Origin of the sequence: Pseudomonas sp. Mn2068 (genome assembly GCF_049319725.1) — a bacterium.
In the GTDB taxonomy this organism is placed as follows: domain Bacteria; phylum Pseudomonadota; class Gammaproteobacteria; order Pseudomonadales; family Pseudomonadaceae; genus Aquipseudomonas; species Aquipseudomonas gingeri.
In genome coordinates, this window is sequence record NZ_JBMOUG010000005.1 from 412,387 (window position 1) to 434,228 (window position 21,842).

Annotated in this window: 19 protein-coding genes; 16 read left to right on the forward strand and 3 right to left on the reverse strand. The window is 65.1% G+C overall.

What is annotated here, in order from left to right:
• Positions 1–77 precede the first annotated feature (77 nt).
• Positions 78–878 (reverse strand): IclR family transcriptional regulator, encoded by an 801-nt coding sequence (locus ACL9RJ_RS14980; RefSeq protein WP_422765407.1) that lies wholly within the window; start codon positions 876–878, stop codon positions 78–80.
• 195 nt (positions 879–1,073) lie between these two features.
• Between ACL9RJ_RS14980 and ACL9RJ_RS14985 the strand changes: the two genes are divergently transcribed.
• Together ACL9RJ_RS14985 and ACL9RJ_RS14990 are read left to right on the forward strand one after the other, a co-directional pair.
• The gene (locus ACL9RJ_RS14985) at positions 1,074–2,228 is read left to right on the forward strand and encodes an iron-containing alcohol dehydrogenase (RefSeq protein WP_422765408.1); all 1,155 of its coding nucleotides are present in this window, start codon (positions 1,074–1,076) and stop codon (positions 2,226–2,228) included.
• Positions 2,225–2,752, forward strand: coding sequence for an acyl-CoA thioesterase (locus ACL9RJ_RS14990; RefSeq protein WP_422765409.1), 528 nt, complete (start codon positions 2,225–2,227; stop codon positions 2,750–2,752). The genes ACL9RJ_RS14985 and ACL9RJ_RS14990 overlap by 4 nt, the downstream gene beginning before the upstream one ends.
• Here the strand turns inward: ACL9RJ_RS14990 and ACL9RJ_RS14995 are convergent.
• Positions 2,718–3,614 carry a LysR family transcriptional regulator gene (locus ACL9RJ_RS14995; RefSeq protein WP_422765410.1) on the reverse strand — a complete coding sequence of 299 codons (897 nt, stop codon included), beginning with the start codon at positions 3,612–3,614 and terminating at the stop codon, positions 2,718–2,720. The two genes, ACL9RJ_RS14990 and ACL9RJ_RS14995, sit on opposite strands and share 35 nt — an antisense overlap.
• 132 nt (positions 3,615–3,746) lie before the next feature.
• Between ACL9RJ_RS14995 and ACL9RJ_RS15000 the strand changes: the two genes are divergently transcribed.
• The 13 genes from ACL9RJ_RS15000 to ACL9RJ_RS15060 all read left to right on the forward strand — a co-directional run bounded on the left by ACL9RJ_RS15000 (position 3,747) and on the right by ACL9RJ_RS15060 (position 19,517).
• Positions 3,747–4,946, forward strand: a complete 1,200-nt coding sequence (locus ACL9RJ_RS15000) for an MFS transporter (RefSeq protein ID WP_177127681.1) — start codon at positions 3,747–3,749, stop codon at positions 4,944–4,946.
• A gap of 31 nt (positions 4,947–4,977) precedes the next feature.
• Positions 4,978–6,105: an alkene reductase gene (locus tag ACL9RJ_RS15005; RefSeq protein WP_422765411.1), complete on the forward strand. Its 1,128-nt coding sequence runs from the start codon at positions 4,978–4,980 to the stop codon at positions 6,103–6,105.
• Positions 6,106–6,419: 314 nt separating this feature from the next.
• Positions 6,420–7,775: an MFS transporter gene (locus ACL9RJ_RS15010; protein ID WP_422765412.1), complete on the forward strand. Its 1,356-nt coding sequence runs from the start codon at positions 6,420–6,422 to the stop codon at positions 7,773–7,775.
• 19 nt (positions 7,776–7,794) lie between these two features.
• Positions 7,795–8,646: a fumarylacetoacetate hydrolase family protein gene (locus tag ACL9RJ_RS15015; protein ID WP_017128814.1), complete on the forward strand. Its 852-nt coding sequence runs from the start codon at positions 7,795–7,797 to the stop codon at positions 8,644–8,646.
• A 3-nt stretch (positions 8,647–8,649) separates the two neighbouring features.
• Positions 8,650–9,489 carry an IclR family transcriptional regulator gene (locus tag ACL9RJ_RS15020; RefSeq protein WP_177107123.1) on the forward strand — a complete coding sequence of 280 codons (840 nt, stop codon included), beginning with the start codon at positions 8,650–8,652 and terminating at the stop codon, positions 9,487–9,489.
• An 18-nt stretch (positions 9,490–9,507) separates the two neighbouring features.
• A complete protein-coding gene (locus ACL9RJ_RS15025) occupies positions 9,508–11,172 on the forward strand; it encodes a bifunctional 3-(3-hydroxy-phenyl)propionate/3-hydroxycinnamic acid hydroxylase (RefSeq protein ID WP_177107124.1) in 1,665 nt (554 codons plus the stop codon).
• Positions 11,173–11,182: 10 nt separating this feature from the next.
• Positions 11,183–12,031: a VOC family protein gene (locus ACL9RJ_RS15030; RefSeq protein WP_103032870.1), complete on the forward strand. Its 849-nt coding sequence runs from the start codon at positions 11,183–11,185 to the stop codon at positions 12,029–12,031.
• A 48-nt stretch (positions 12,032–12,079) separates the two neighbouring features.
• The gene (locus ACL9RJ_RS15035; protein ID WP_422765413.1) at positions 12,080–13,009 is read left to right on the forward strand and encodes an MBL fold metallo-hydrolase; all 930 of its coding nucleotides are present in this window, start codon (positions 12,080–12,082) and stop codon (positions 13,007–13,009) included.
• Between the two features lie 14 nt (positions 13,010–13,023).
• Entirely contained in the window at positions 13,024–14,019 is a 996-nt protein-coding gene (locus ACL9RJ_RS15040; RefSeq protein WP_017128808.1) for an amidohydrolase family protein, read from the forward strand.
• 49 nt (positions 14,020–14,068) lie between these two features.
• Positions 14,069–15,538: an aldehyde dehydrogenase family protein gene (locus ACL9RJ_RS15045; protein ID WP_422765414.1), complete on the forward strand. Its 1,470-nt coding sequence runs from the start codon at positions 14,069–14,071 to the stop codon at positions 15,536–15,538.
• A 19-nt stretch (positions 15,539–15,557) separates the two neighbouring features.
• Complete coding sequence (locus tag ACL9RJ_RS15050) at positions 15,558–16,685, forward strand: NAD(P)-dependent alcohol dehydrogenase (RefSeq protein ID WP_017128806.1); 1,128 nt, start codon at positions 15,558–15,560, stop codon at positions 16,683–16,685.
• A gap of 98 nt (positions 16,686–16,783) precedes the next feature.
• A complete protein-coding gene (locus tag ACL9RJ_RS15055; protein WP_017128805.1) occupies positions 16,784–18,145 on the forward strand; it encodes an outer membrane beta-barrel protein in 1,362 nt (453 codons plus the stop codon).
• A gap of 82 nt (positions 18,146–18,227) precedes the next feature.
• A complete protein-coding gene (locus ACL9RJ_RS15060) occupies positions 18,228–19,517 on the forward strand; it encodes an MFS transporter (protein WP_422765415.1) in 1,290 nt (429 codons plus the stop codon).
• Between the two features lie 16 nt (positions 19,518–19,533).
• On the opposite strand, the gene ACL9RJ_RS15065 is transcribed toward ACL9RJ_RS15060, so the two are convergent.
• Positions 19,534–20,448 carry a LysR family transcriptional regulator gene (locus ACL9RJ_RS15065; protein WP_017128803.1) on the reverse strand — a complete coding sequence of 305 codons (915 nt, stop codon included), beginning with the start codon at positions 20,446–20,448 and terminating at the stop codon, positions 19,534–19,536.
• Between the two features lie 114 nt (positions 20,449–20,562).
• On the opposite strand from ACL9RJ_RS15065, the gene ACL9RJ_RS15070 reads away from it, so the two are divergent.
• Positions 20,563–21,837, forward strand: coding sequence for a serine hydrolase domain-containing protein (locus tag ACL9RJ_RS15070; protein WP_422765416.1), 1,275 nt, complete (start codon positions 20,563–20,565; stop codon positions 21,835–21,837).
• Positions 21,838–21,842 lie beyond the last annotated feature (5 nt).

Here is a 21,842-nt window from a genome sequence, read left to right on the forward strand (position 1 = left end):
CCACTCAGTGGAATTGGCCGGCTCCAGCTGCGGCGAAACGTCAGCGTCACGCACCGTCGCCCTGGGGCGCCAACTCTCTACGACAGGTCCTCCAGCGAGCGCACCTGCGCCAGTTGCTCACGGATTTTTTGCAACAGGCCTTCAAGCAACGGGGTCAGTTCGCTTTCGATTTGCCCGGCGGTGAAGTCCTGGCTGGCGAAGCTGATGTTGAAGACATAGGGGGGTTGGTCCTCAAGATCCAGGGGCAAGGCGATGGAGGTGATGCCGGCCTGCCATGATGCCTGGCAGACACCCCAGTTGTGCACGGCCTTGCGCGCGTTGGCTATCGCGGCACGCACCTGCTTCCAGTTCTTCGGATGCCGGGGCTTGAGTCGATCCAGGAGCACTTCCAGCACCGGCCCGGACAATGTCGACAGATAGGCCTGCCCCAACGACGTGATTTCGATGGGCACCCGCGAGCCGCTGGTGACGTGGCGGAACAAGCCGCTGCGGTTCTTGCGCACGGACTCCAGATAGACCATATCCGTCTGGTCGGCGACGGCCAGGCCGACATTGATCTTGTGGCCCTCGGCAATCTCGCGCATCAGCGGCTGCGCCAGCTTGAGGATCTCCGATTCCAGGCGCAGGGCATGGGCCAGGCTCAACAACGGCGGACCGAGGCGATAGGTGCCACGCTGCAATTCGTATTGCAGGAAGCCGTTTTCCACCAGCGTCTGGGTCAGGCGACTGATGGTCGAGCGCGGCAGGCCGGTCAACTCCACCAGTTCGGCATTGCCCAGCGCCGCCACGCCGGGACGGAAGGCCCGCAGGATCAGCAGCGCGCGTTCGACCGAGCGGTTGGAGGGCGAACTGCGCGACTCGGTGGGTTTTCTCGGCATCGGGAGACTCCTGGGTAGAAATAATGGCAAACACACAACGGTTACAGATAGCAGACGCAACGCGCTCCAACCAATCCCACTCAGTGGAATTGCCGGCTACTGCCTACGGTAACCGACGTCGATAATCGCCGGACAGCCCTGGCTACCGCCTGTCTTCGCGGCCGGGCATTCCCCACGACATGCGAGAACCTGCCCATGTTCAACAGTTTCAGTTTCCAGACCGTCAAGTCCCTGCTGGTCGAAGCCGGCGCGGCCCAGCGCCTCGGCGAAATCGCCCGCCAGCACGCCATGCACTCGGTGCTGCTGGTGTCCGACGCCGGGGTCAAGCGCCTGGGCCTGCTGGACGCCGCACTGGCCAGCCTGCAGGCCAGTGATATCGCCGTGACCCTGTTCACCGAAGTCACGGCCGACCCGACGGCGGCCATGGTCGAAGCCGCCGCCGCGGCAGCACGAGCAGCAGGTGCCGATGGCGTGATCGGCATCGGCGGCGGCAGCCCCATGGACGTCGCCAAGCTCGCCGCCCTGCTGGCTCGGGACGGGCAGCCACTGGACACCCTCTATGGCGTCGGCCTGGCAAGCGGCCAGCGCCTGCCCTTGATCCTGATTCCGACCACCGCCGGCACCGGTTCCGAAGTCACTCCCGTGGCCATCGTCACCACCGCCAGCGGTCAAAAGAAAGGCGTAGTGTCGCCCCTGCTGCTGCCGGACTGCGCCCTGCTCGACGCCCTGCTGACCCTGGGCCTGCCCCAGCCGGTCACGGCGGCGACCGGGATTGACGCGATGGTCCACGCCATCGAGGCCTATACCAGCCGACGGCTGAAGAACCCGATTTCCGATTGCCTGGCCCTGGATGCCCTGCGGCTCCTGAGTGCCAACATTGTCCGGGCCTGCGAACAGGGACAGGATGTTGCCGCTCGCGAAGCCATGCTGCTCGGCGCCTGCCTGGCCGGCATGGCGTTCGCCAATGCCCCGGTAGCAGCCGTCCATGCCCTCGCCTATCCCGTCGGGGCGTTGTTCCATGTACCCCATGGCCTGTCGAATTCCCTGCTGCTGCCCGGCGTGATGGCCTTTAACCTGACCGAAGCCCGGCCGCTGTATGCGCAACTGGCCAGGGCGGTGGTACCGGACGCCCATGGCGACATTGACGAACTGGCCGATGCCTTGCTGCGGACCATGACCCGCCTGCCCTTGCAACTGGGCCTGCCAACCCGTCTGGCCGATGTGGGCATTGGGGCCGACGATCTGCCGAAACTGGCCGGGGACGCCATGAAACAGACCCGCCTGCTGGTCAACAACCCGCGCGAGATGACCTACGACGCCGCCCTGGCGATCTACCAGGAGGCCCTGTGACCCAGCGGCAGGCAGCGCAACCCCGTGACCGGTTTCCCGTGCTGCGCACGATGCCGACACGCTGGGCGGACAACGACAGCTACGGGCATATCAACAACGTGGTGTATTACGCCTGTTTCGATACCGTGGTGAACACCTGGCTGATGGAGCATGGCGCATTGCAGCCCCTGCAAGCCGGCGCTACTACCATTGGCCTGGTGGTGGAAAGCCAGTGCCGCTACTTCGCCTCGGCGCAGTTTCCCCAGGTGCTGGAGATCGGCTTGCGGGTCGGCCATGTCGGCACCAGCAGCGTGCGCTACGAGCTGGCGGTCTTTCGCGACGACCATGACGTTGCCGTGGCGCAAGGGCATTTCGTGCATGTGTATGTGGACAGCACGACCCGCCGGCCGGTGAAGGCATTGCCAGCGACACTGCGGGCGGCGCTGGCGATGCTCGAATCGACACCGGCGGCGGCGGCGGCCTTGCTGGCCGACCGTTGCCTCGAGCCGCTCAGCCCCCCGCCTCCAGCGCCAGCTGCGCACTGATGGTGTCAATCAGGGCACGGACACGGCGCGGCAGGACACGCACCGGTGGATAGACAATCTGCAGCGCCGTCTGGCCGGGCGAATAGCCCGGGAGCACTTCCACCAGCCGTCCGGCAGCGATGTCGGCCTGGACGTCCCAGACCGATTTGTTGCAGATGCCGTGACCGTCCAGGCACCACTGCCTGATCAGGCCACCGTTATTGGCCACCCGCCTCCCCTTCACCGCCACGCGATAACTTTCGTCGCCCACCCGGAAGGTCCAGATCCGATCGATATTGCTGCCAAAGCGCATGACGAGGCAGTCATGCCGCACCAAATCGTCCGGATGTTGCGGCGTGCCATTGAGTTCAAGATAACGGGGCGCCGCGCAGACCACGCGACGGTTCTCGCCGATCGGCTTTGAGCGCAACGTGCTATCGGCCAGGGTGCCGTAACGAACGGCGAAATCGATCCCCTGGCCGACCAGGTCGACAAAACCATCGGTGAGGTTGAGGTCGATCGTCACGGACGGATGTTCGGCCAGGAAACGGTCGAGGATCGGCACGATCTGCGCCTGCCCCAGATCGACCGGGGCCGTGAGGCGAATCAACCCGGAAATTTTTTGCGCCCCCAGGCGGATGCTGCTTTCCAGTTCCTCGGCCTCGGCCAGCAGGCGACGGGCGCCATCGGCCAGCAAACGGCCCTCGTCGGTCAGGCTGATGGAGCGAGTCGTGCGGGTAAGCAGGCTCGCGCCGTAATAGCTTTCCAGTACCGCCAGCCGTTCGGACACCGAGGCAGGCGACAACCCCAGCTCGCGCCCCGCAGCAGAAAGGCCGCCCTTCTCGACGATCATCAGGAACAGCGCCAGGTTATCCAGGGTCATTCTTCGGAAACTCCGAAATATAATTTCGAATCCTAAGCAATTATCAACCGGGTCCGCAATGTCTATCTTCGCCACATCAACCGGCGGGACTACGCCGACAACCCACTGATTTGTGCGCAGGAAGACCCCCTCATGTCACTGACCTCGAGAATGCCGATCCAGATCTGGATCCTGACCCTTTCCGCCTTTGCCATCGGCACCGCCGAATTCCTCATCGCCGGCATCCTGCCCCAGGTCGCCGACAGCCTGAAGATCAGCACCGGGCAAGCGGGCAACCTGATCACCGCCTATGCCCTGGCCATCGTGATCGGCGGTCCCCTGCTGACGTTGTGGCTGGCGCGCTTCGAAAAACGCAACGTGCTGATCGTGCTCCTGGGCCTGTTTGTCGCCGGCAACCTGATTGCCGCCTTCAGCACCGACTACACCATGCTCCTGATCAGCCGGGTGGTGGCCGGCCTGACCCAGGGCCCGTTCTACGGTATCGGGGCGGTCGTGGCGACGCGCATGGTCGCCGATAACATGGCCGGGCGCGCGGTGGGCCAGATGTTTGGTGGCTTGACACTGGCCAACGTCCTGGGCGTGCCGGCCGGCGCCTGGATCGGCAATGCCTTCGACTGGCACACCGCCTTTCTCGTCGTGGCGGTCATGGGTGTCGTCGCCATGCTGATGATTGCCGTCACCATTGCCCGCAGCCCGGAAAACAAACCGGCCTCGATGCTGACCCAGCTCTCGGTGTTCCGTGATCGCAATCTTCTGGCCAGCCTGACCTTCACCGTGCTCGGCTGGGTCGGTTTCATGACGCTGTACGGCTACATCGCGCCGGTGGCCGAGCAGATCGCCGGCTTCGACCGCAGTGCGATCACCTGGGTCCTGGTCGTGGTGGGCGCCGGCCTGGTGGTCGGCAACAGCATCGGTGGCCGGACCGCGGATGCCAACCTGCGCCGCTCGCTAAGCCTCTGGCCACTGGCGATGATCGCCGCGCTGATCCTGGTGGGTTTCCTCGCCCACTACAAATGGCTGTTCCTGGTCGCGGCGTTCATCTACGGCGTGACCACCTTCGCCAACCTGCCGCCCATGCAGATGCGGGTCATGAAATACGGCTCGAAAGCGCCCGAACTGGCGGCCACCGCGAATATCTCGGCCTTCAACATCGCCAACGCCCTGGGCGGCTTCATCGGCGGCGCGGTGATCGACAGCCACCTCGGTGCCGCCGCGATCCCATTTGCCGCGGCCATCATCCCGGTGCTGGGCCTGCTCTTCATCTGGTCGCAAGAAGCGCGGTTGGCGGCGCAACCGAAGGCCGCCGCACCTTGTGTATCGCTCGGAAACTGATCCCTTATCCCACCTGACCCTGGAGACGAAAATGTCGACGACATCAAAGCTGTTCAGCCCTACCCGATTCGGCCGTCACGAAGTAACCCATCGCATCGTCATGGCACCGATGACCCGCGCACGCAGCACCCAGCCCGGCGATATCCCCAACGCCCTCAATGCCCGCTACTACGCCCAACGCGCCTCGGCCGCGCTGATCGTCAGCGAAGCCACGCAGATCACCCCGCAAGGCAAGGGCTATTCGTTCACGCCGGGAATCTACAGCACGGAGCAGATCGCCGGCTGGAAGCTGGTGACCAAGGCCGTGCACGACGCCCATGGGCGGATCTTCCTGCAGCTCTGGCACGTCGGCCGGATGTCCCACCCGGACTTCCATAACGGCGAGTTGCCAGTCGCGCCCTCCGCAGTGCCGTTCGACGGCTCGATCTGGAAGGTCGATCCGGCCACCGGTATCGGCGCCATGGTGCCGAGCCCGACACCCCGGGCGCTGGCCCATGACGAGATCAAGGCCATCGTCAACGACTTCCGCCAGGCCGCGCGCAATGCCATCGACGCCGGCTTCGATGGTGTGGAAGTGCACGGTGCCAACGGCTATCTGATCGACCAGTTCCTGCGCACCACCTCCAATGTGCGCACCGACGAATACGGCGGCTCCCGGGAAAACCGCCTGCGCTTCCTCAAGGAAGTGATCGGTGCGATCGCCGACGAGGTCGGTGCCGAGCGTACCGCGATCCGCCTGGCCCCGTTCCTGACCGCACGCGGCATGGACTGCCCGGATATCCTGCCGACCATCCTCGAGGCCACCGAGTACCTCCAGGCCAGGAACATCGCCTACCTGCACCTGGTGGAAGCGGACTGGGACGACGCCCCGCAATTCACCGAACAGTTCCGCCAGGATATCCGCCGGCATTTCCACAATACGATCATCGTTGCCGGCAAGTACGACAAGACCCGCGCCGAGTGGGTGCTCGCCAAGGGTTATGCCGACCTGGTTGCCTTCGGTCGCCCCTTCGTCGCCAACCCCGACCTGCCGCACCGCCTCGCCGAAGACCTGCCGCTGGCGGACTTCGATGGCGGCTCGCTGTTCGGCGGCACCGAGCGTGGCTACACCGATTACCCGGCCTGGAGCGCCGCGCCACAGGCGGTATCGCCGGCCTGACCCGGGGCATCCGCCCCTTCCCTGAGTGATCCGGGGCATTCACCTATGCGGACTCTCCCCAGCCGTAACGGTGAATGCCCCCGTCCCCGCCCGTTTCCCGCCCTCCTGCTTTCTGCCCTTCTTTCCTGCTGCCCCGCCCGCGACCTGATCACCTTGACCCGCCTTGGCAGCTTTTCGCAAAAATCACTTAAATCTCACAATGTGAAATATTTGATAAATCCCTATTTACAGAATTTTTGATTGGGAATAGATTGACTCCATGGCCCACCTGCCGAAAAAACGGGCCGCAAAAAACAAAAAGAAGAGTCCATGCCATGCCAACCGTGCCTGAAACAGCAAACGTCCTGAGCGACGTGATCGATCAACGCCCCATGGGGCGCCTGCAACTGGAGTTGATCGGTCTGTGCGTGATCCTGGCCGCCATCGACGGTTTCGATACCCAGGTCATGGGCTTTCTCGTCGGACCGATGGCCGAATCCCTCGGTTTGCCGGCGGCCAGTTTCGGCCCGGTGTTCGCCAGCACCCTGCTCGGCCTGATGATCGGCGCCTTGAGCCTGGCGCCCCTGGCCGATCGCATCGGACGCAAGAAAGTCCTGCTGGGTTGCGTCGCCACCTTCAGCGTGTTTTCACTCCTGACCGCCCTGACCCAGAGTTACGAACAACTGTTGCTGGTGCGTTTTCTGACCGGCCTCGGCCTGGGCGGCGCCATCCCCAACCTGATTGCCCTGGTCTGCGAATACACCCCCCGGCGCCATGCCCGTAGCGCGGTCACGCTGGTGTTCTGCGGCATGCCGCTGGGCGCCATGGCGGCCGGCCTGATTGCCGAACACGTGCTGCCGGCCCTGGGTTGGCGCGCGGTGTTTATCTGCGGGGCGCTGCTGCCGCTGGTCTTCGCCGACCTGTTGTGGCGCAGCCTGCCGGAGTCGGTGGAATTCCTCTCGCGCACGGCGGCCAACCGCGAACAGGTGGCAAGGACCGTGTCACGGCTGGTGCCGGGCCTGGAAACGCTGCCGGACACGCTGTTCGACCGCCCTCGGACCAAGGCCCCGCGCATTTCCCCACGCCGGCTGTTCGAAGACGGCATGTGGCGCCGGACATTGCTGCTGTGGCTGCCCTATGCGATGAACCTGCTGATCCTCTACTCGATCATGAGCTGGGTGCCCACCGTGTTGAGCAGCGCCCGGCTGCCCGCCCACACCGGTATCCAGGCGATCGTGCTGTTCAGCCTCGGTGGCGTGCTCGGCTCGCTGGCACAGGGCCGCCTGATGGACGTGCTGGGCGCCCATCGGGTGCTGATCGCCGAATTCCTGGTCTATCAGGTGCTGGTCCTGCTGCTGGTGATGCTGCCGCTCCAGGCGGCGAGTTTCCTCACCCTCCTGCTGCTGATGGGCGTGCTGATCCAGGGTGCGCAGGCCGGGCTCACCGCCCTGGCCGCCGAACTCTATCCCCAGGAAATCCGCTCCACCGGTATCGGCTGGGCGCTGGGCATCGGCCGCATCGGCTCGATCCTCGGCCCCTTGCTCGGCGGCCTGATGGTCGGCCTCGGCTGGCACGTCCAGCAAGTCTTCATGGCGGCACTGATTCCCAGCCTGATCGCCCTGTGCGCGCTGCTGGCGATTCACCTCGGCCAGCGCCGCGCCAACGCTTCCCACCCTACCCCGACTTATTGATCCTTCCAGGAGACCCACCATGAAAATTGCCAGCTTCCTCAACCAGGGTATCCCCAGCTACGGCCTTGTCGACGGCGACCAGGTAGTGGACCTGCAATCGTTGAAGGCCGAACTGGGCTATGACCTGAAGGCCGCGATCACCCACGGCCTGCTCGCCGGCCTGACGCCGGAGCGCATCGCCGCGCTGCCGCGGCTGGCCCTGGCCGAAGTCACCTTCATGCCGGTGATCCCCAACCCCGGCAAGGTACTGTGCATCGGCATCAACTACGCCACCCATGTGCGCGAAACCGGCCGGGAAATGCCGACCTACCCGATGATCTTCACCCGCTTCGCCGACAGTCAGACCGCCCACCTGCAAGCCATCCTGCGCCCGCGGATCTCGCACAAGCTGGACTTCGAAGGTGAACTGGCGATCGTCATCGGCAAGAAGGCGCGCCATGTAAAGGCCGAAAACGCCCTCGATCATGTGGCCGGCTACGCCTGCTACAACGACGGCAGCGTACGCGACTGGCAGAAGCACACGATCCAGTTCGTGCCCGGCAAGAACTTCCCGCAGACCGGTGGTTTCGGCCCCTGGCTGGTGACCGCCGATGAAGTCGGCGATCCGCAGGACCTGGAGCTGACCACCCGGCTCAACGGCCAGGTCATGCAGCACACCTCCACCAGCGACATGATTTTCGACGTGCGCAAACTCATCGAGTACTGCAGCACTTTCACCGAACTGGCCCCCGGTGATGTCATCGTCAGCGGCACCACCGGCGGCGTCGGCGCCTTCCGCGAACCACCAGTGTGGATGAAACCGGGCGATGTGGTCGAAGTGGAGATTTCCGGCCTGGGCATCCTGCGCAACACCATCGCGGACGAGATCTGAATCATGACCGACACCCACAACCCCGCTGTTTCTCCCGCGTCGACCGAGTCGGTGGAAAGCACCGCCGAGGCCAAGGGCTCCAGCCTGGAGCGCATGCTCAAGGTGCTGGACCTGTTCACCGAGCATCAGCCGGTATGGACCGTCGACGACCTGGGCACTGCCATGGGCTTCACCCGTTCGACGATCTACCGCTACGTGCGGGAGCTGGCCGAAGTGGACCTGCTGTTCCAGGTCGAGGCCGGCCGGTATGCACTGGGCGCCCGGATCATCACCTGGGACCGGCAACTGCGGGTCAGCGATCCGCTGGTGCGCGCCGCCAATCAGCTGGAAAGCCAATTCCCCCAGTGGAGCCCGTCACAGGTCTGGCTGACCTGCCGGCTGTTCAAGGACCAGGTGGTCTGCGTGCACCAGAGCGGCAGCATTGCCAGCGAGGTCAGCTATACCCGCGGCACGCCACGCCCACTGTTCCTCGGCGCCACGTCCAAGGCCATTCTCGCCAACCTGGGCTCGCGCCAGCACAACCGCCTGTACCTGGAAAAACACGCGGAGGTCCGGCTCAGCCACCTGGGGCAGAACTGGGAAGAGTTTCGCCGCTCGATGCAGCGCCTGCGCAAGAAAGGCTACGTCGTCTCGCGGGCCGAAGTCGACAGCGGCATCTGCGGCATCGCGGCACCGATCTTCGACAGCGACGGCAAGGCCATCGGCAGCATCAGTTGCGTGCGTCCGGACAGTGAATGCGACGCCGCGCGCGATGACGAGTACGGGCAGCAGATCGTGCAACTGGCCCAGCAGCTTTCGCAGCTCATGCAGGCCTTTTCCGGGCGTCCCCGGCCGTTGGACTAAACAGCATCGGTATCGACCATGACCACTTCCAATATCATCAACACCGGCGTGCTGATCAGCGGCGCCGGTCCCACCGGCCTGACGCTGGCCAACTACCTGGGCCAGGCCGGCGTGGAGACGTTTATCGTCGATCGCAAGCAGAGCACGGTCGGCGAACCACGGGCGGTCTCGATCGACGATGAATCGCTGCGCACCATGCAGGCCGTGGGCATGGACCAGGCCGTGCTCAAGGACGTGGTGCCCGGCTATGGCGTGCACTACTACACCCGTCCAGGCGGCCGCTGCTTCGGCAAGGTCGAACCGACCTCGACCTTGTATGGCTTTCCCAAGCGCAATGCGTTCCGCCAGCCGCTGTTCGAGGCGACCCTGCATGAAGGGATGCAACGCTTCGACAACCTGCGGGTCGGTTTCGCCCATGAACTGCTGCATGTCGAACAGGACGCCACGGGAGTGACCGCCAGCGTGCGCAACGCCGACGGCGACATCCTTATCGTCAGGGCCCGCTACCTGGTGGCCTGTGACGGCGGCCGCAGTCCGGTACGCAAGCAACTGGGCATCAATCTGGTGGGTTCGAGCTTCCAGTCGCGCTGGCTGGTGGTGGACACCGACCAGGATGACGATCCGTTCTGGCAATGCCGGATGTACTGCGACGCCCGCCGCCCGACGGTGGACGTGCCCGGCCCCCACCGCACCCGACGCTACGAGTTCATGCTCAAGGCCGATGAAAGCGACGAGGAGATGCTCGACGAAGCGCGAATCAAGGAACTGGTCAAACCCTTCCGGGGTGACAAGCCGATCTCCATCGTGCGCAAGACCGTGTACACCTTCCACGCCCGGGTCGCCGAACGCTGGCGCGAAGGCCGCATCTTCCTCGCCGGCGACGCCGCGCACCTGACCCCGCCCTATGCCGGGCAAGGCATGAACAGCGGTGTGCGCGACGCCCACAACCTCGGCTGGAAGCTGGCCGGCGTATTCAAGGGCCAGCTCAGCAGCACCGCGCTGGACAGTTACGAAACCGAGCGCCGCGATCACGCCTGGGCCCTGATCAAGCTGGCCCTGGGCCTGGGCGTGGTCATGGCGCCGTCCACGGTCTGGCGGGCCAACCTGATCAGTGGTGCGTTCCGTGTCATCGGTCTGCTGCCACCACTGCGCGACTACTTCCTGCAGATGCGTTTCAAGCCCAAGCCGCGCTTCACCCAAGGCCTGGTGATCGGCAACGGCCGTTGCGGGCAGTTGAGCTGCGGACAGATGTTCCCGCAACCCCGGGTCGAGGATGCCGCAGGCAACAGCGTGCTGCTGGACAAAGTCCTCGGCACCGGTTTCGCCCTGCTGCAATACGCCAGCTCCGTCGACAGCCGCCTGGACGCGTTGCGGCACCCGCTGTGGGAGCGCCTGGAAGCCCGGCGAATCCTGGTCCTGCCCAAGGGCGGCAAACCCGATCCGGCACACACCGGTCCGGTATGGATCGACAGCGACGGTGCCCTGCAGGCGCTGCTCGACGAGCCTTCGGGCCAGCTCCTGCTGTTGCGGCCCGACCGGTATGTCGCGGCGATTTTCCCGCTCGCCGAAGAACAGGACATCGCCGAGGGTTTCGCCGCCCTGCTGGGCGTCCAGCAGACCCCGGCCAGTGCCCTGGTCGATGCGCTGCCCCTCGACGAATCATTACTGCGAAATTCACGCTAAGGAGACCGTCATGCATAACTTGCAGACCCAAACCCCTGCGCACCTGCTGTACCTGCACCTCTCCAGCAAGGAGCCCCAGCGCCAGGTGGACTTCTACCAGCGCATGCTTGACCTGCAGGGCTATCGGCAGGCCGATGGCACCTGGGTACTGACCGGGCCACAGCGCGCCGTGCTGATCAGCCCGGCCGACAGCAACGGTTTTCTCGCCGCGGCCTACGGCGTGGCGGACCAGGCCAGCCTCGACCGACTGCGGGTGAACCTGCAGGCCCGCGACTGCCAGACCGAGGACGCCTGCTCGCCCTTGCTGGAAGACAACGCCTTCAGCATTCGCGACCCCCAGGGCCGGCAACTGCTGTTCGGCGTCGGCCGCGGGATTCCCGATGCCAGCCACCCCGGCATGCCGGGCCGCCTGCAGCATGTGGTGTTCCAGACCACCGAACTGGAAGCGGTGCTGGACTTCTACATCAACAAGCTCGGCTTCACCGTGTCCGACGATGTGGTCGACGAGGCCAACGGCGCGCTGATGACCCGCTTCATGCGCTCGGACAACGAGCACCATTCGCTGGCGTTCTTCCGCGGTTCCAGGAACGAACTGGATCACCACTGCTACGAAACCAACGAGTGGAACGACATTCGCGACTGGGGCGATCGCTTCGCCGCCGAACGCATCACGATCTTCTTCGGCCCCGGCCGCCACGGTCCCGGCAACAACCTGTTCTTCATGGTGGTGGATGCCGACCGCAACCGCCTGGAGTTTTCCTCGGAGCTGGAGATCACCGGGCCGGAACGCCAGGCCGGGGTCTGGCCGCACTGCGAATACTCGCTCAACTCCTGGGGCAAGGCCTGGATCAGGAGCTGAAGCGCAACACCCTCGATCAACACTACAAAAACAATAGACAGGTGACCTATGAGCGCTTCATTCACTCAGCAACTGCAAGGTGGCTGGACCCGTTTCATGCATGGCGAATTCGAGTGCACGGTGATTACCGACGGCCCCTTGCACATGGGTGCGCCGCATCCGACTTTCATCGGGGCTGATCCGAAGGAAATCGATCAGTTGCTGGAAGACAACTTCCTGCCCAAGGACCGGATGTCGCTGAACCAGAACATCCTGATCGTCAACACCGGCAGCCAACTGGTGCTGTTCGACAGCGGTTCGGGGGTCAACGCCGAGTTCGGCATCAAGACTTTCGGCGCCCAGACCGGCCAGGCCCTGAAAAACCTGCGCGCGGCCGGGATCGACCCGGCGGACATCGACATCGTCGCCCTCACCCACGCCCACCCCGACCACTGCTGGGGCCTGGTCGACGATGACGGTCAACTGCTCTACCCGAATGCACGGATCGCCATCGACCCCAGGGAACTGGACTACTGGACCGACCTGAGCATTCTCTCCACGCCCAAGGGCGAAGCGATGAACCCGCACATGCGCGATCACTTCCTCGGCGCGCACAAGAACCTCACGCCGTACGTGGAGCGCGAACGCATCATCCTGATCGGTGACGGTTTCGAGCTGCTCCCCGGCATCACCGCCGTCAGCACCCCCGGCCACAGCCCGGGCCATACCCTCTACAAAATCGAGAGCCAGGAGCAGACCCTGGTGCTGTGGGGCGACCTGTGCCACCACCAGGTGCTGCTGTTGCAGCGGCCGCAATGGGGGTTCCTGTTCGACTACGACAACGCGGCCGCCGCCCACACCCGCATGCGCGTCCTCGAGGAAGTTGCGCGCGCGCGCCACGCCGTCCTGTCCTATCACTTCCCGTTCCCCGGCCACGGTCACCTGGTCGCCCGCGATGGCGGCTACCACTGGCTGCCGATCGAATTGCAACTGTACTGAGTCAAGGAGTTCCCATGTCCCTGCCAACCGCTTCGACGGCCCGCTGCCACTGCGGCCTGATCGATGTTCATGCCCATTGCCTGTCGCCCACCTACAAGGCGGCGCTGACCGGGGCCGGCCTGCTGACCCTGGACGGTGGTTATCCGGTGCCGGAGTGGTCGCCGCAAAAAGCGCTCGCGGTGATGGACGCCGGCAACATCGACACGATGATCCTGTCGGTGTCGTCGCCCAGCGTCGGTTTTCTCAAGGAAAAGCACGAACGCGTGGCCCTGGCCCGCGCGATCAACGAAGAGACCGCGGCGGTGATCCAGCAACATCCCGGCCGGTTCGGCGGTTTCGCCACCCTGCCGCTGCCCCACGTCGCGCAATCCCTGGAAGAAATCGCCTACGCCTTCGACGAGCTGAAATTCGACGGCGTGGTGATCGAAACCAATGCCGACGGCAAGTACCTGGGCAGCGATGACCTGGCGCCGATCTTCGATGAGCTCAACCGTCGCCAGGCCACGGTATTCCTGCACCCGACCTCGCCGCAATGCTTCGACGCGGTCGGCCTGGGTCGTCCGGCGCCGCTGTTCGAATTCCCGGTGGACACCGCGCGCACGGTGATCGACCTGGTGTTTTCCAACACCTTCAAGCGCTGCCCGGAACTGAACCTGATCCTGCCTCACGCCGGTGGTGTGCTGCCGTCGATTGCCCGGCGTATCGCGCTGTTGTCCGGCATGCCGGCGATGAAACCGGCACCCAAGCCGGGGACCGAGGTGATCGCCGAACTGCAACGGCTGTACTACGACGTGGCGATGTCCGCCAACCAGCCGACCTTCGACGGCCTGCGCACCCTGGCACCGCTGTCGCAGATCCTGTTCGGCACGGACTTTCCGTTCCAGCCGGCCGCCAACGTCGAGGCCAACGTCAACCACTTCCGCGCCCTCGAAGGCTTGAGTGCCAGCGAACACGAAGCCATTGCCCGGGGCAACGCGCTGCGCCTGTTCCCGCGCCTGCAACGCCGCTGAGAACGCCAACGGGCGCCTGGCGCCCGCCACCCTCCAGAGAGTGAAGATCATGAGTAGCAGTCATTACACCGGCTTTGCCGGCCAATACATCGACGGTGAACAACGCCCCGGCAGCATCGGCCAGTGCCTGCTGGACGTCAACCCGTACGACGGCGAAGTGCTCGCCGAACTGCAACTGGCCAACCTCGCGGACCTCGAACAAGCCTGCCAGTCGGCCCAGGCCGCGCAAACGCTCTGGGCACGGGCGCTGCCGGCCGAACGCAGCGCCGTGTTCCACCGCGCCGTGCAGATCATGCAGACACGCCGCGAGGAAATCGTCAGCTGGCTGATCCGTGAAAGCGGCAGCACCCGGACCAAGGCCAACATGGAATGGGCCGCCGTGCGCGACGGTATGCTCGAGGCGGCGACTTTCCCCAATCGTGTCGTCGGGCGAATCCTGCCGATCGATATCGCCGACAAGGAAAGTCGTGTCTACCGCAAGCCGCTCGGGGTGATCGGGGTCATCAGTCCCTGGAACTGGCCGATGCACCTGTCGCACCGCTCCATCGCCCCGGCGCTGGCCCTGGGCAACGCCGTGGTGGTCAAGCCGTCGCAGGAAACCCCGATCACCGGCGGCCTGCTGCTGGCACGCATCTACGAGGAAGCCGGACTGCCGGCCGGGCTGTTGAACGTGGTGGTCGGGCAGAACAGCGAGATCGGCGATGCCTTCGTCCAGCACCCGACCTTGCGCTTCATCTCCTTCACCGGTTCGAACAATGTCGGGCGCCATATCAATGCGCAGATCGCCGCCGCCAGCACCCTCAAGCATGTCGCGCTGGAGCTGGGCGGCAACGCGCCGCTGGTGGTCCTCGACGATGCCGACCTGGAGCATGCGGTACATGCGGCGGTGGTCGGGCGCTTCCTGCACCAGGGCCAGATCTGCATGAGCACCAACCGGATCATTGTCGATCATTCGCTCTACAACGACTTTGTCCCGTTGTTCGTCGAACGGGTCTCGCGCCTGAAGTTCGGCGACCCGGACGCCGCCGACACGGTGATCGGCCCGCTGATCAACCGGCGGCAACTGGACGGTGCGCTGGGACATATCGCCCGGGCCCGGGCCGATGGCCTGGCGCAATTGCTCGGTGGCGAACCCCAGGGGCTGGTGCTGCCGCCGCACGTGTTCGGTCCGGTCGGCAATGACTCGGCGCTGGCACAGGCGGAGCTGTTCAGCCCGATTGCGCAGATCATCCGCGCCGACAGCGAAGCCCATGCCCTGTTCATGGCCAACGACACCGAATACGGCCTGAGCAGCGCAGTGTTCACCCGCGACGAGGGCCGTGGCCTGCGCTTTGCCCAACAGCTCCAGGCAGGCATGGCGCACATCAATGACATCCCGGCCAACGACAGCCCCAACAGCATGTTCGGTGGCGTGAAGAACAGCGGACTGGGTCGTTTCAACGGCGACTGGATCATCGATGCCTTCACCACCGATCACTGGATCAGTGTGCAGCACGCGCCACGTCCCTATCCGTTCTGAAACCGAGGAGTGATTGTTCATGCAACAGCCACAGTCAAACCTGCACCGCGCCAAGGCGGCGGTGATCCGGGAAAAAGGCGGTCGCTTCCAGATGGAAGCCATCGAGCTGCAGGCCCCGCGTGCCGATGAGGTATTGGTGCGAGTGGTCGCCTGCGGGGTGTGCCACACCGACCTGATCGTACGCGACCAGTACTTCCCCTGCCCGCTACCGATGATCCTCGGCCACGAAGGCTCCGGGGTGATCGAAGCGGTCGGTGCCGAGGTGAAGGATTTCAGCGTCGGCGATCATGTGGTGATGAGCTACCTCTCCTGCGGGCACTGCGAACCCTGCAGCACCGGCGAGGCGACCTATTGCACCCACACCTTCGCCCTGAATTTCGGCGGCAGCCGGCTCGACGGCAGCGGCTCGACCCGAGACAGTCACGGGCACGCGATCCACGACCATTTCTTCGGCCAGTCGTCGTTCGCCACCTACTCGATTGCCAACCGGCGCAACCTCGTCAAGGTCGACAAGGACCTGCCGCTGGAACTGCTGGGGCCATTGGGTTGTGGCGTGCAGACCGGCGCCGGTGCGGTGCTCAACGTCCTGCAGCCCAAGGCCGGTACCGCCTTCGCGGTATTCGGTGCCGGCGCCGTCGGCCTCAGCGCCCTGATGGCAGCGCGCATTGCCGGAGCCACCACGCTGATTGCCGTGGACATCACCCCCGGCCGACTGGAACTGGCCAGATCGCTGGGCGCCACCCATGTGATCAACAGCCGGGATGTCGACCCGGTGGCCGAGGTCCGGCGCATCACCGCCGGCGGTGCCCACTGCACCCTGGAAACCAGCGGTCGTCCGGCGGTGCTGCGCCAGGCCATCGATGCGCTCAGGGCGCGCGGCACCTGCGCCATCGTCGGGGCACCGCCGGCCGGCACCGAAGCCAGTTTCGACGTCAACGAGGTGATGACCCAGGGCCGCACCATTCGCGGGGTGATCGAGGGCGAAAGCATTCCCTCGGTGTTCATTCCGCGCTTGCTGGAGCTGTATCGCCAGGGCCGGTTCCCCTTCGACAAGCTGGTGCGCTTCTACGACTTCGAGGACATCAACCAGGCCGTTGCCGACGCCCAGAGCGGCCTGACCGTCAAACCGATCCTGCGCATGGGTTGACTCCCGACGCAGACAACACGCTGCCCGCCGGGCCCCTCGCAGTCACCGGGAACGGCCGGGCAGCGGATTCGCCTACCTATAAAAACAAGAGAAAGGCAATGCATATCATCAAGATCGCTCAGCTTGGTGCGGCCCTGGCCGCCTGCGTAACACTCACCGCCCATGCCGCACCGTCCGAGGACCGTGGCGAAGGCGCCCTGTTTACCGCGCTTTTCGGCGACAGCCTGGAAAAACAGACCGGGATCGTCGTCTCGGGGCTTTCGGAAACCACCTACTCCAGGAACAACCGCTCCACGGCGGACGAACGCAAGGACGGCATGAGCAACTTCCCGCTGATCGGCGCCGGCGACGAAGGCCTGGAGTTCGGCTCGTTGCGCCTGTTCATCGACAAGCCGCTGGACTCGAACATGATCCCGCGGGTCACTCCGCTGCCCGGTCCGACACCCGACAAGTTCTCCTTCGGCTTCACCTTCGAGGGCAACTACGGGCGCAATGCCCAGTTCGCCAGGACCTTCGGCTGGGACATGCACTGGGGAGTGAACGCCCCGGGCGACAACGATCCGGCCAAGGCCCAGCGCGACAAGCAACGTTTTCTCGCCGTGCCCAACCTGGCCGCCACCGCGTATCTGCCGATCGGCACCGGACTGACTGTCATGGCCGGGATCTTCGGTCCGGGGATCGGCTACGAAATCCCGCCGGACATCCGCGAGGCGCGCAATGCCTTCGCCACCAAGACCTATGCCCTGGTCTCGGAGCCCGGCACCTTTTCCGGTGTACTGATGGGCACGCGCCTGATGAACAACGACAGCGGCGTCCTGGGCGTCGAGCTGGGCGTGGTGCAAGGCTGGAACAACCTGCGTGACAACAACGACAGCAAATCGCTGACGGGCGCGGTGCGCTGGCGCACGCCGGACATGAAAACCTGGATCGACTATGAGTTCGTCGTCGGCAACGAGCAGAACAGCAGCAACAAAGACGTCCAGGCACCGATCCAGCGGCTGATCTCGCCGAGCGGCCAACTCAAGCAGCAGCACTCGCTCAACGGCTGGCACGAGTTCGACGCGCACTGGTCGATGGGCGCCGAAGTGCTCTATGGCCATCAGGCCGGCGACGGTCGGCCGCAGACCATCGATATCGTCAACGGCCCGGGTTTCGACGGTGCCCGCTGGTGGGGCGCGAACGCGGTGGTGACCTACCGCTACCGCAAGGACCTGGCGTTCTCGCTGCGCGGCGAGCACTTCAGCGACCCCGACGGTTTCGCCCTGTTCCCGGTCAGCAGTGCCCGTGGCGACTTCAACGCCCTCACCGCCGGCTTTCGCTACGACGTCAACCGCTACCTCTCGCTACGCCCGGAGCTGCGTTACGACTGGTTCGACGGCAACCGCCAGGACCACCCCTTCGGCAATGGTCGCGACCGCGATCAGCTGACCGCCAGCATGGATGCGTTGTTCTACTTCTAGACCGCAGTGCCCTCAGCGCTCCTGGCCCCGGACATTCCCCGGCCACGGGCATGCCTCATCCTCGAATCTGGAAACCCGAACCATGAATAACCACAAGACTGCATGGGACTCGCGTTACGAATGGCAGGCCGTCCTGCTCCTGGCCTTCGGTTTCGGCCTGGTGGGACTGGACCGTTTCATCATCCTGCCGCTGTTCCCCGCGATCATGAAGGACCTGGCCCTGGACTATCAGGACCTGGGCAATATCTCGGCGGTGCTGGCCCTGGCCTGGGCGCTGTCCTCGATCCTGATCGGGCGCATCTCGGACACCTACGGCAGACGCAAGGTGCTGATCCCCTCGCTCATCGTTTTCTCACTGCTGGCCGGCGTGTCGGGCCTGGCGACGGGCATCGCCTCGTTGCTGCTGATCCGGGCGATCATGGGCGTTGCCGAAGGGGCATTCACCACCACCTCGATCGCCACCAACGCCGAGGTCTCCCATCCGTTGCGCCGGGGGCGAAACATGGGCATCCAGCTGGGCTTCTTTCCCCTGCTCGGGCTGGGGCTGGCGCCGATCATCGCCACGCAATTGCTCACCGTGGTGCCGTCCTGGCGCTGGGTCTTTGCCATCGTCGCGCTGCCGGGTTTCGTCCTGGCCTGGCTGATCTACCGCAACCTGAAGGAAACCCGTCCCCAGGCCGCCGAGGTCGCGACGACCGCCGCCCAACCCGTCGAAAAACACCGCTGGCTGACCGTCCTGCGCCACCGCAACATGCCGCTGAATATCATCTGCATGTGCTGCGCGCTGACCTGCCTGTTTGTCGTCAGTGTGATGACCGCCAACTACCTGACCGACTACCTGCACCTGAGCCTCGCGCAGATGGGGTTCGTCATGTCCGCCATCGGCTTCGGCGGCTTCGCCGGGGACATGATCATGCCCTCGCTGTCGGATCGCCTGGGGCGCAAGCCGGTGTTGCTGCTGTCGTTCGTGGCCACCGCGTTGTCGCTGTGGCTGCTGATAAACACCGGGGCCGAACCGCTGCAGTTGTTCGGCCTGTTGTTCATGACCACCTTCTTCAACTTCAGCATGATTTGCGTGATCAACGGACCGCTGACCAGCGAGTCGGTGTCGCCGGCGCAGATCGCCACCGCGACCGGGCTGGTGGTCGGTGCCGCGGAGTTGTTCGGCGGGGCGGTCGCGCCGGCACTGGCGGGTTTCATCGCGCAGCACTACGGCATCGAGAAAACCCTGTTGCTGGCACTGGGCAGCCTGGGAATTGGCCTGCTGGCCGGCCTGTTCCTGCGCGAGACCCTGCCGGGCAAACGTCGATCGACGCCGGCCCGGGCGTTCCCGGCTGCCGGCCTGGACGCGGCCGAGAGCAAGCCTGACTGATCTCCGTCGAACGACCTCAGGGAAGCGCCCACGGTGCCTGCGGGTTGAACGCCTCGACAAGGAAGTCGATCATCACCCGGACCTTCGCCGGTGGCGTACGGTCGGACGAACGCACCAGGTGAATCCCGCCCAGGTCGGCCGGGGGCGCGTCCAGCGTGACAGGCTCCAGCTCTCCCCGGCGGATGGCGTCCGTGACGATGAACTCCGGCTCGTACAGCACCCCCAGGCCGGCGGTGGCGGCGGCCACCAGGGCGTCGCCGTTGTTGGTGCGCAGGCTGCCCTTGACCGCCACCCGCCTGTCAGCCTCCTTGCCGAATCGCCACTCATCAGGACGGGACAGGCCCGACAAGGTAAAACTCAGGCAATTGTGCGTGTGCAATTGCGCCCAGCGCGCGGGCCGTCCATGGCGATCCCAGTAGGCCGGCGCGGCACAGACGACCATGGCGCTGTCGGCCAGCTTGCGCGACACCAGGCGGCTGTCTTTGAGCACCCCGACGCGGATCGTCAGGTCCCAGCCCTCCTCCATCAGATCCACCACGCGGTCATTGAGCCCCAGGTCCACGGTAACGCCCGGGTGCTGGCGATAAAACTCCGGCAACAACGGCGCCACGAAGCGCACACCGAAAGACAGTGGCGTATTGAGCCGCAACAACCCGGTCGCCTCCACCCGCTGCGACGCGATCGCCGCCTCCACGTCCTCGAGGTCGGGCAGCAGGCGACCGCAGGCGTCCAGGTACTGCTGGCCCGCCTCGGTCAGGGTGAGTTTTCGCGTACTGCGATGAAACAACCGCACACCCAGACGCCTCTCCAGCGCGTCCACATGTTTGGTCGCCATCGCCGGCGACACCCCCATCTGCCGGGCACCGGCCGACAGGCTGCCGAGGTGCGCGGCCTGGGAGAAAATCTGCATGCCGGTAATACGATCAAGCATTTTATTTCTCACTCTGGATAAAAACTGAATCACCAAACCAACAAGTTATCACCCTTACAGTAAATATATAGAGTGACGCGCAACCACACCACTCTGTTTGAGACAGGAATCCGCATGGACTCCAAGACACACCAGAACGCCCCGACCTCCCAGGGTCTGTCACGTCGCCAGTTACTCGTCAGCGCCTCCGTGGGCGGCCTCGGTGCCGCCCTCGCCGGGTCCCTTTCCACGGCCCTGGCGGCGACACCCCGACCGACGTGGGACCGGGCCCGGGCGATGGACGCGGTTATCCTCGACGCGGTGAACCGCGGCCGGATTGTCGGGGCAACGGTCATCGCCGCCAAAGACGGGGAAATCGTCTACCAGCGCGCGGCCGGTTTTGCCGACCGGGAACAGCGCCGGCCCATGCAAGAGGAAGAAGTCTGTCGCCTGGCCTCGATGACCAAGCCCATCGTCGGCGTGACGGCCCTGGCCCTGGTCGACCAGGGCCGGCTCGGCCTGGATGATCCGCTGACCCGCTGGCTCCCCGACTTTCGGCCCAAGCTCGCGGACGGACGCGAGCCGCTGATCACCGTGCGCCATCTGCTGACCCATACGGCAGGCCTGTCCTACGGTTTTCTCGAAGCACCGGACGGCCCCTACCATCGGCTCGGGGTCTCCGACGGACTGGACGCCCGCGGTCTGACCCTGGCAGAGAATCTGCGCCGCATTGCCTCGGCCCCCTTGCTGTTCGAGCCGGGAACCGCCTGGCACTACTCGGTGGCCATCGATGTACTCGGCGCGGTTATCGAGAGTGTCACCGGCATGACATTGCCCGAGGCGGTCGAGCAGATCGTGACCACGCCGCTGGGCATTGCCAGTCTCCGTTTCGTCGCCGCGCCCGGCACCGTGCTGGCAACCCCCTATGGTGATGCGCTGCCTCGCCCCGAAGCCATGGGCGAGCCCTTTTCCCTGCCCTTCGGCCCCGGTGCGATTGTCTATTCGCCCAGCCGGGCCTTCGATGCCGACGCCTTCGCTTCCGGCGGCGTCGGCATGGTCGGCACTGCCAGGGACTACCTGCGTTTCGTCGAAGCGATCCGCACCGGCGGTGCCGGGATCATCCGCCCGCAGACAATGGCGGCCATGACCGGCAACACCATCGGCGACCTGTCGGTGGCAGCCGCCGGCCCGGGTTTCGGCTGGGGCCTGGGGGTCGCGGTACTGAAAGATCCGCTGGCGGCGAAATTGCCGCTCAATGCCGGCAGCTGGAACTGGGCCGGCGTCTACGGCACGAATTTCTGGGTCGACCCCGTGCAACGCCTGAGTGTCGTGACCCTGACCAATACCGCGGTCGCCGGCATGAGCGGCGACTTCCCGACCGCGCTGCGCCACGCCGCCTACCCGGGCTGAGCCGA

What these genes read in the sequence shown, in the direction of transcription:
- ACL9RJ_RS14980 (WP_422765407.1), bottom strand. Translation starts at nt 878, where the DNA reads ATGCCGAGAAAACCCACCGAGTCGCGCAGTTCGCCCTCCAACCGCTCG.
- ACL9RJ_RS14985 (WP_422765408.1), top strand. Translation starts at nt 1,074, where the DNA reads ATGTTCAACAGTTTCAGTTTCCAGACCGTCAAGTCCCTGCTGGTCGAA.
- ACL9RJ_RS14995 (WP_422765410.1), bottom strand. Translation starts at nt 3,614, where the DNA reads ATGACCCTGGATAACCTGGCGCTGTTCCTGATGATCGTCGAGAAGGGC.
- ACL9RJ_RS15000 (WP_177127681.1), top strand. Translation starts at nt 3,747, where the DNA reads ATGTCACTGACCTCGAGAATGCCGATCCAGATCTGGATCCTGACCCTT.
- ACL9RJ_RS15005 (WP_422765411.1), top strand. Translation starts at nt 4,978, where the DNA reads ATGTCGACGACATCAAAGCTGTTCAGCCCTACCCGATTCGGCCGTCAC.
- ACL9RJ_RS15010 (WP_422765412.1), top strand. Translation starts at nt 6,420, where the DNA reads ATGCCAACCGTGCCTGAAACAGCAAACGTCCTGAGCGACGTGATCGAT.
- ACL9RJ_RS15015 (WP_017128814.1), top strand. Translation starts at nt 7,795, where the DNA reads ATGAAAATTGCCAGCTTCCTCAACCAGGGTATCCCCAGCTACGGCCTT.
- ACL9RJ_RS15020 (WP_177107123.1), top strand. Translation starts at nt 8,650, where the DNA reads ATGACCGACACCCACAACCCCGCTGTTTCTCCCGCGTCGACCGAGTCG.
- ACL9RJ_RS15025 (WP_177107124.1), top strand. Translation starts at nt 9,508, where the DNA reads ATGACCACTTCCAATATCATCAACACCGGCGTGCTGATCAGCGGCGCC.
- ACL9RJ_RS15030 (WP_103032870.1), top strand. Translation starts at nt 11,183, where the DNA reads ATGCATAACTTGCAGACCCAAACCCCTGCGCACCTGCTGTACCTGCAC.
- ACL9RJ_RS15035 (WP_422765413.1), top strand. Translation starts at nt 12,080, where the DNA reads ATGAGCGCTTCATTCACTCAGCAACTGCAAGGTGGCTGGACCCGTTTC.
- ACL9RJ_RS15040 (WP_017128808.1), top strand. Translation starts at nt 13,024, where the DNA reads ATGTCCCTGCCAACCGCTTCGACGGCCCGCTGCCACTGCGGCCTGATC.
- ACL9RJ_RS15045 (WP_422765414.1), top strand. Translation starts at nt 14,069, where the DNA reads ATGAGTAGCAGTCATTACACCGGCTTTGCCGGCCAATACATCGACGGT.
- ACL9RJ_RS15050 (WP_017128806.1), top strand. Translation starts at nt 15,558, where the DNA reads ATGCAACAGCCACAGTCAAACCTGCACCGCGCCAAGGCGGCGGTGATC.
- ACL9RJ_RS15055 (WP_017128805.1), top strand. Translation starts at nt 16,784, where the DNA reads ATGCATATCATCAAGATCGCTCAGCTTGGTGCGGCCCTGGCCGCCTGC.
- ACL9RJ_RS15060 (WP_422765415.1), top strand. Translation starts at nt 18,228, where the DNA reads ATGAATAACCACAAGACTGCATGGGACTCGCGTTACGAATGGCAGGCC.
- ACL9RJ_RS15065 (WP_017128803.1), bottom strand. Translation starts at nt 20,448, where the DNA reads ATGCTTGATCGTATTACCGGCATGCAGATTTTCTCCCAGGCCGCGCAC.
- ACL9RJ_RS15070 (WP_422765416.1), top strand. Translation starts at nt 20,563, where the DNA reads ATGGACTCCAAGACACACCAGAACGCCCCGACCTCCCAGGGTCTGTCA.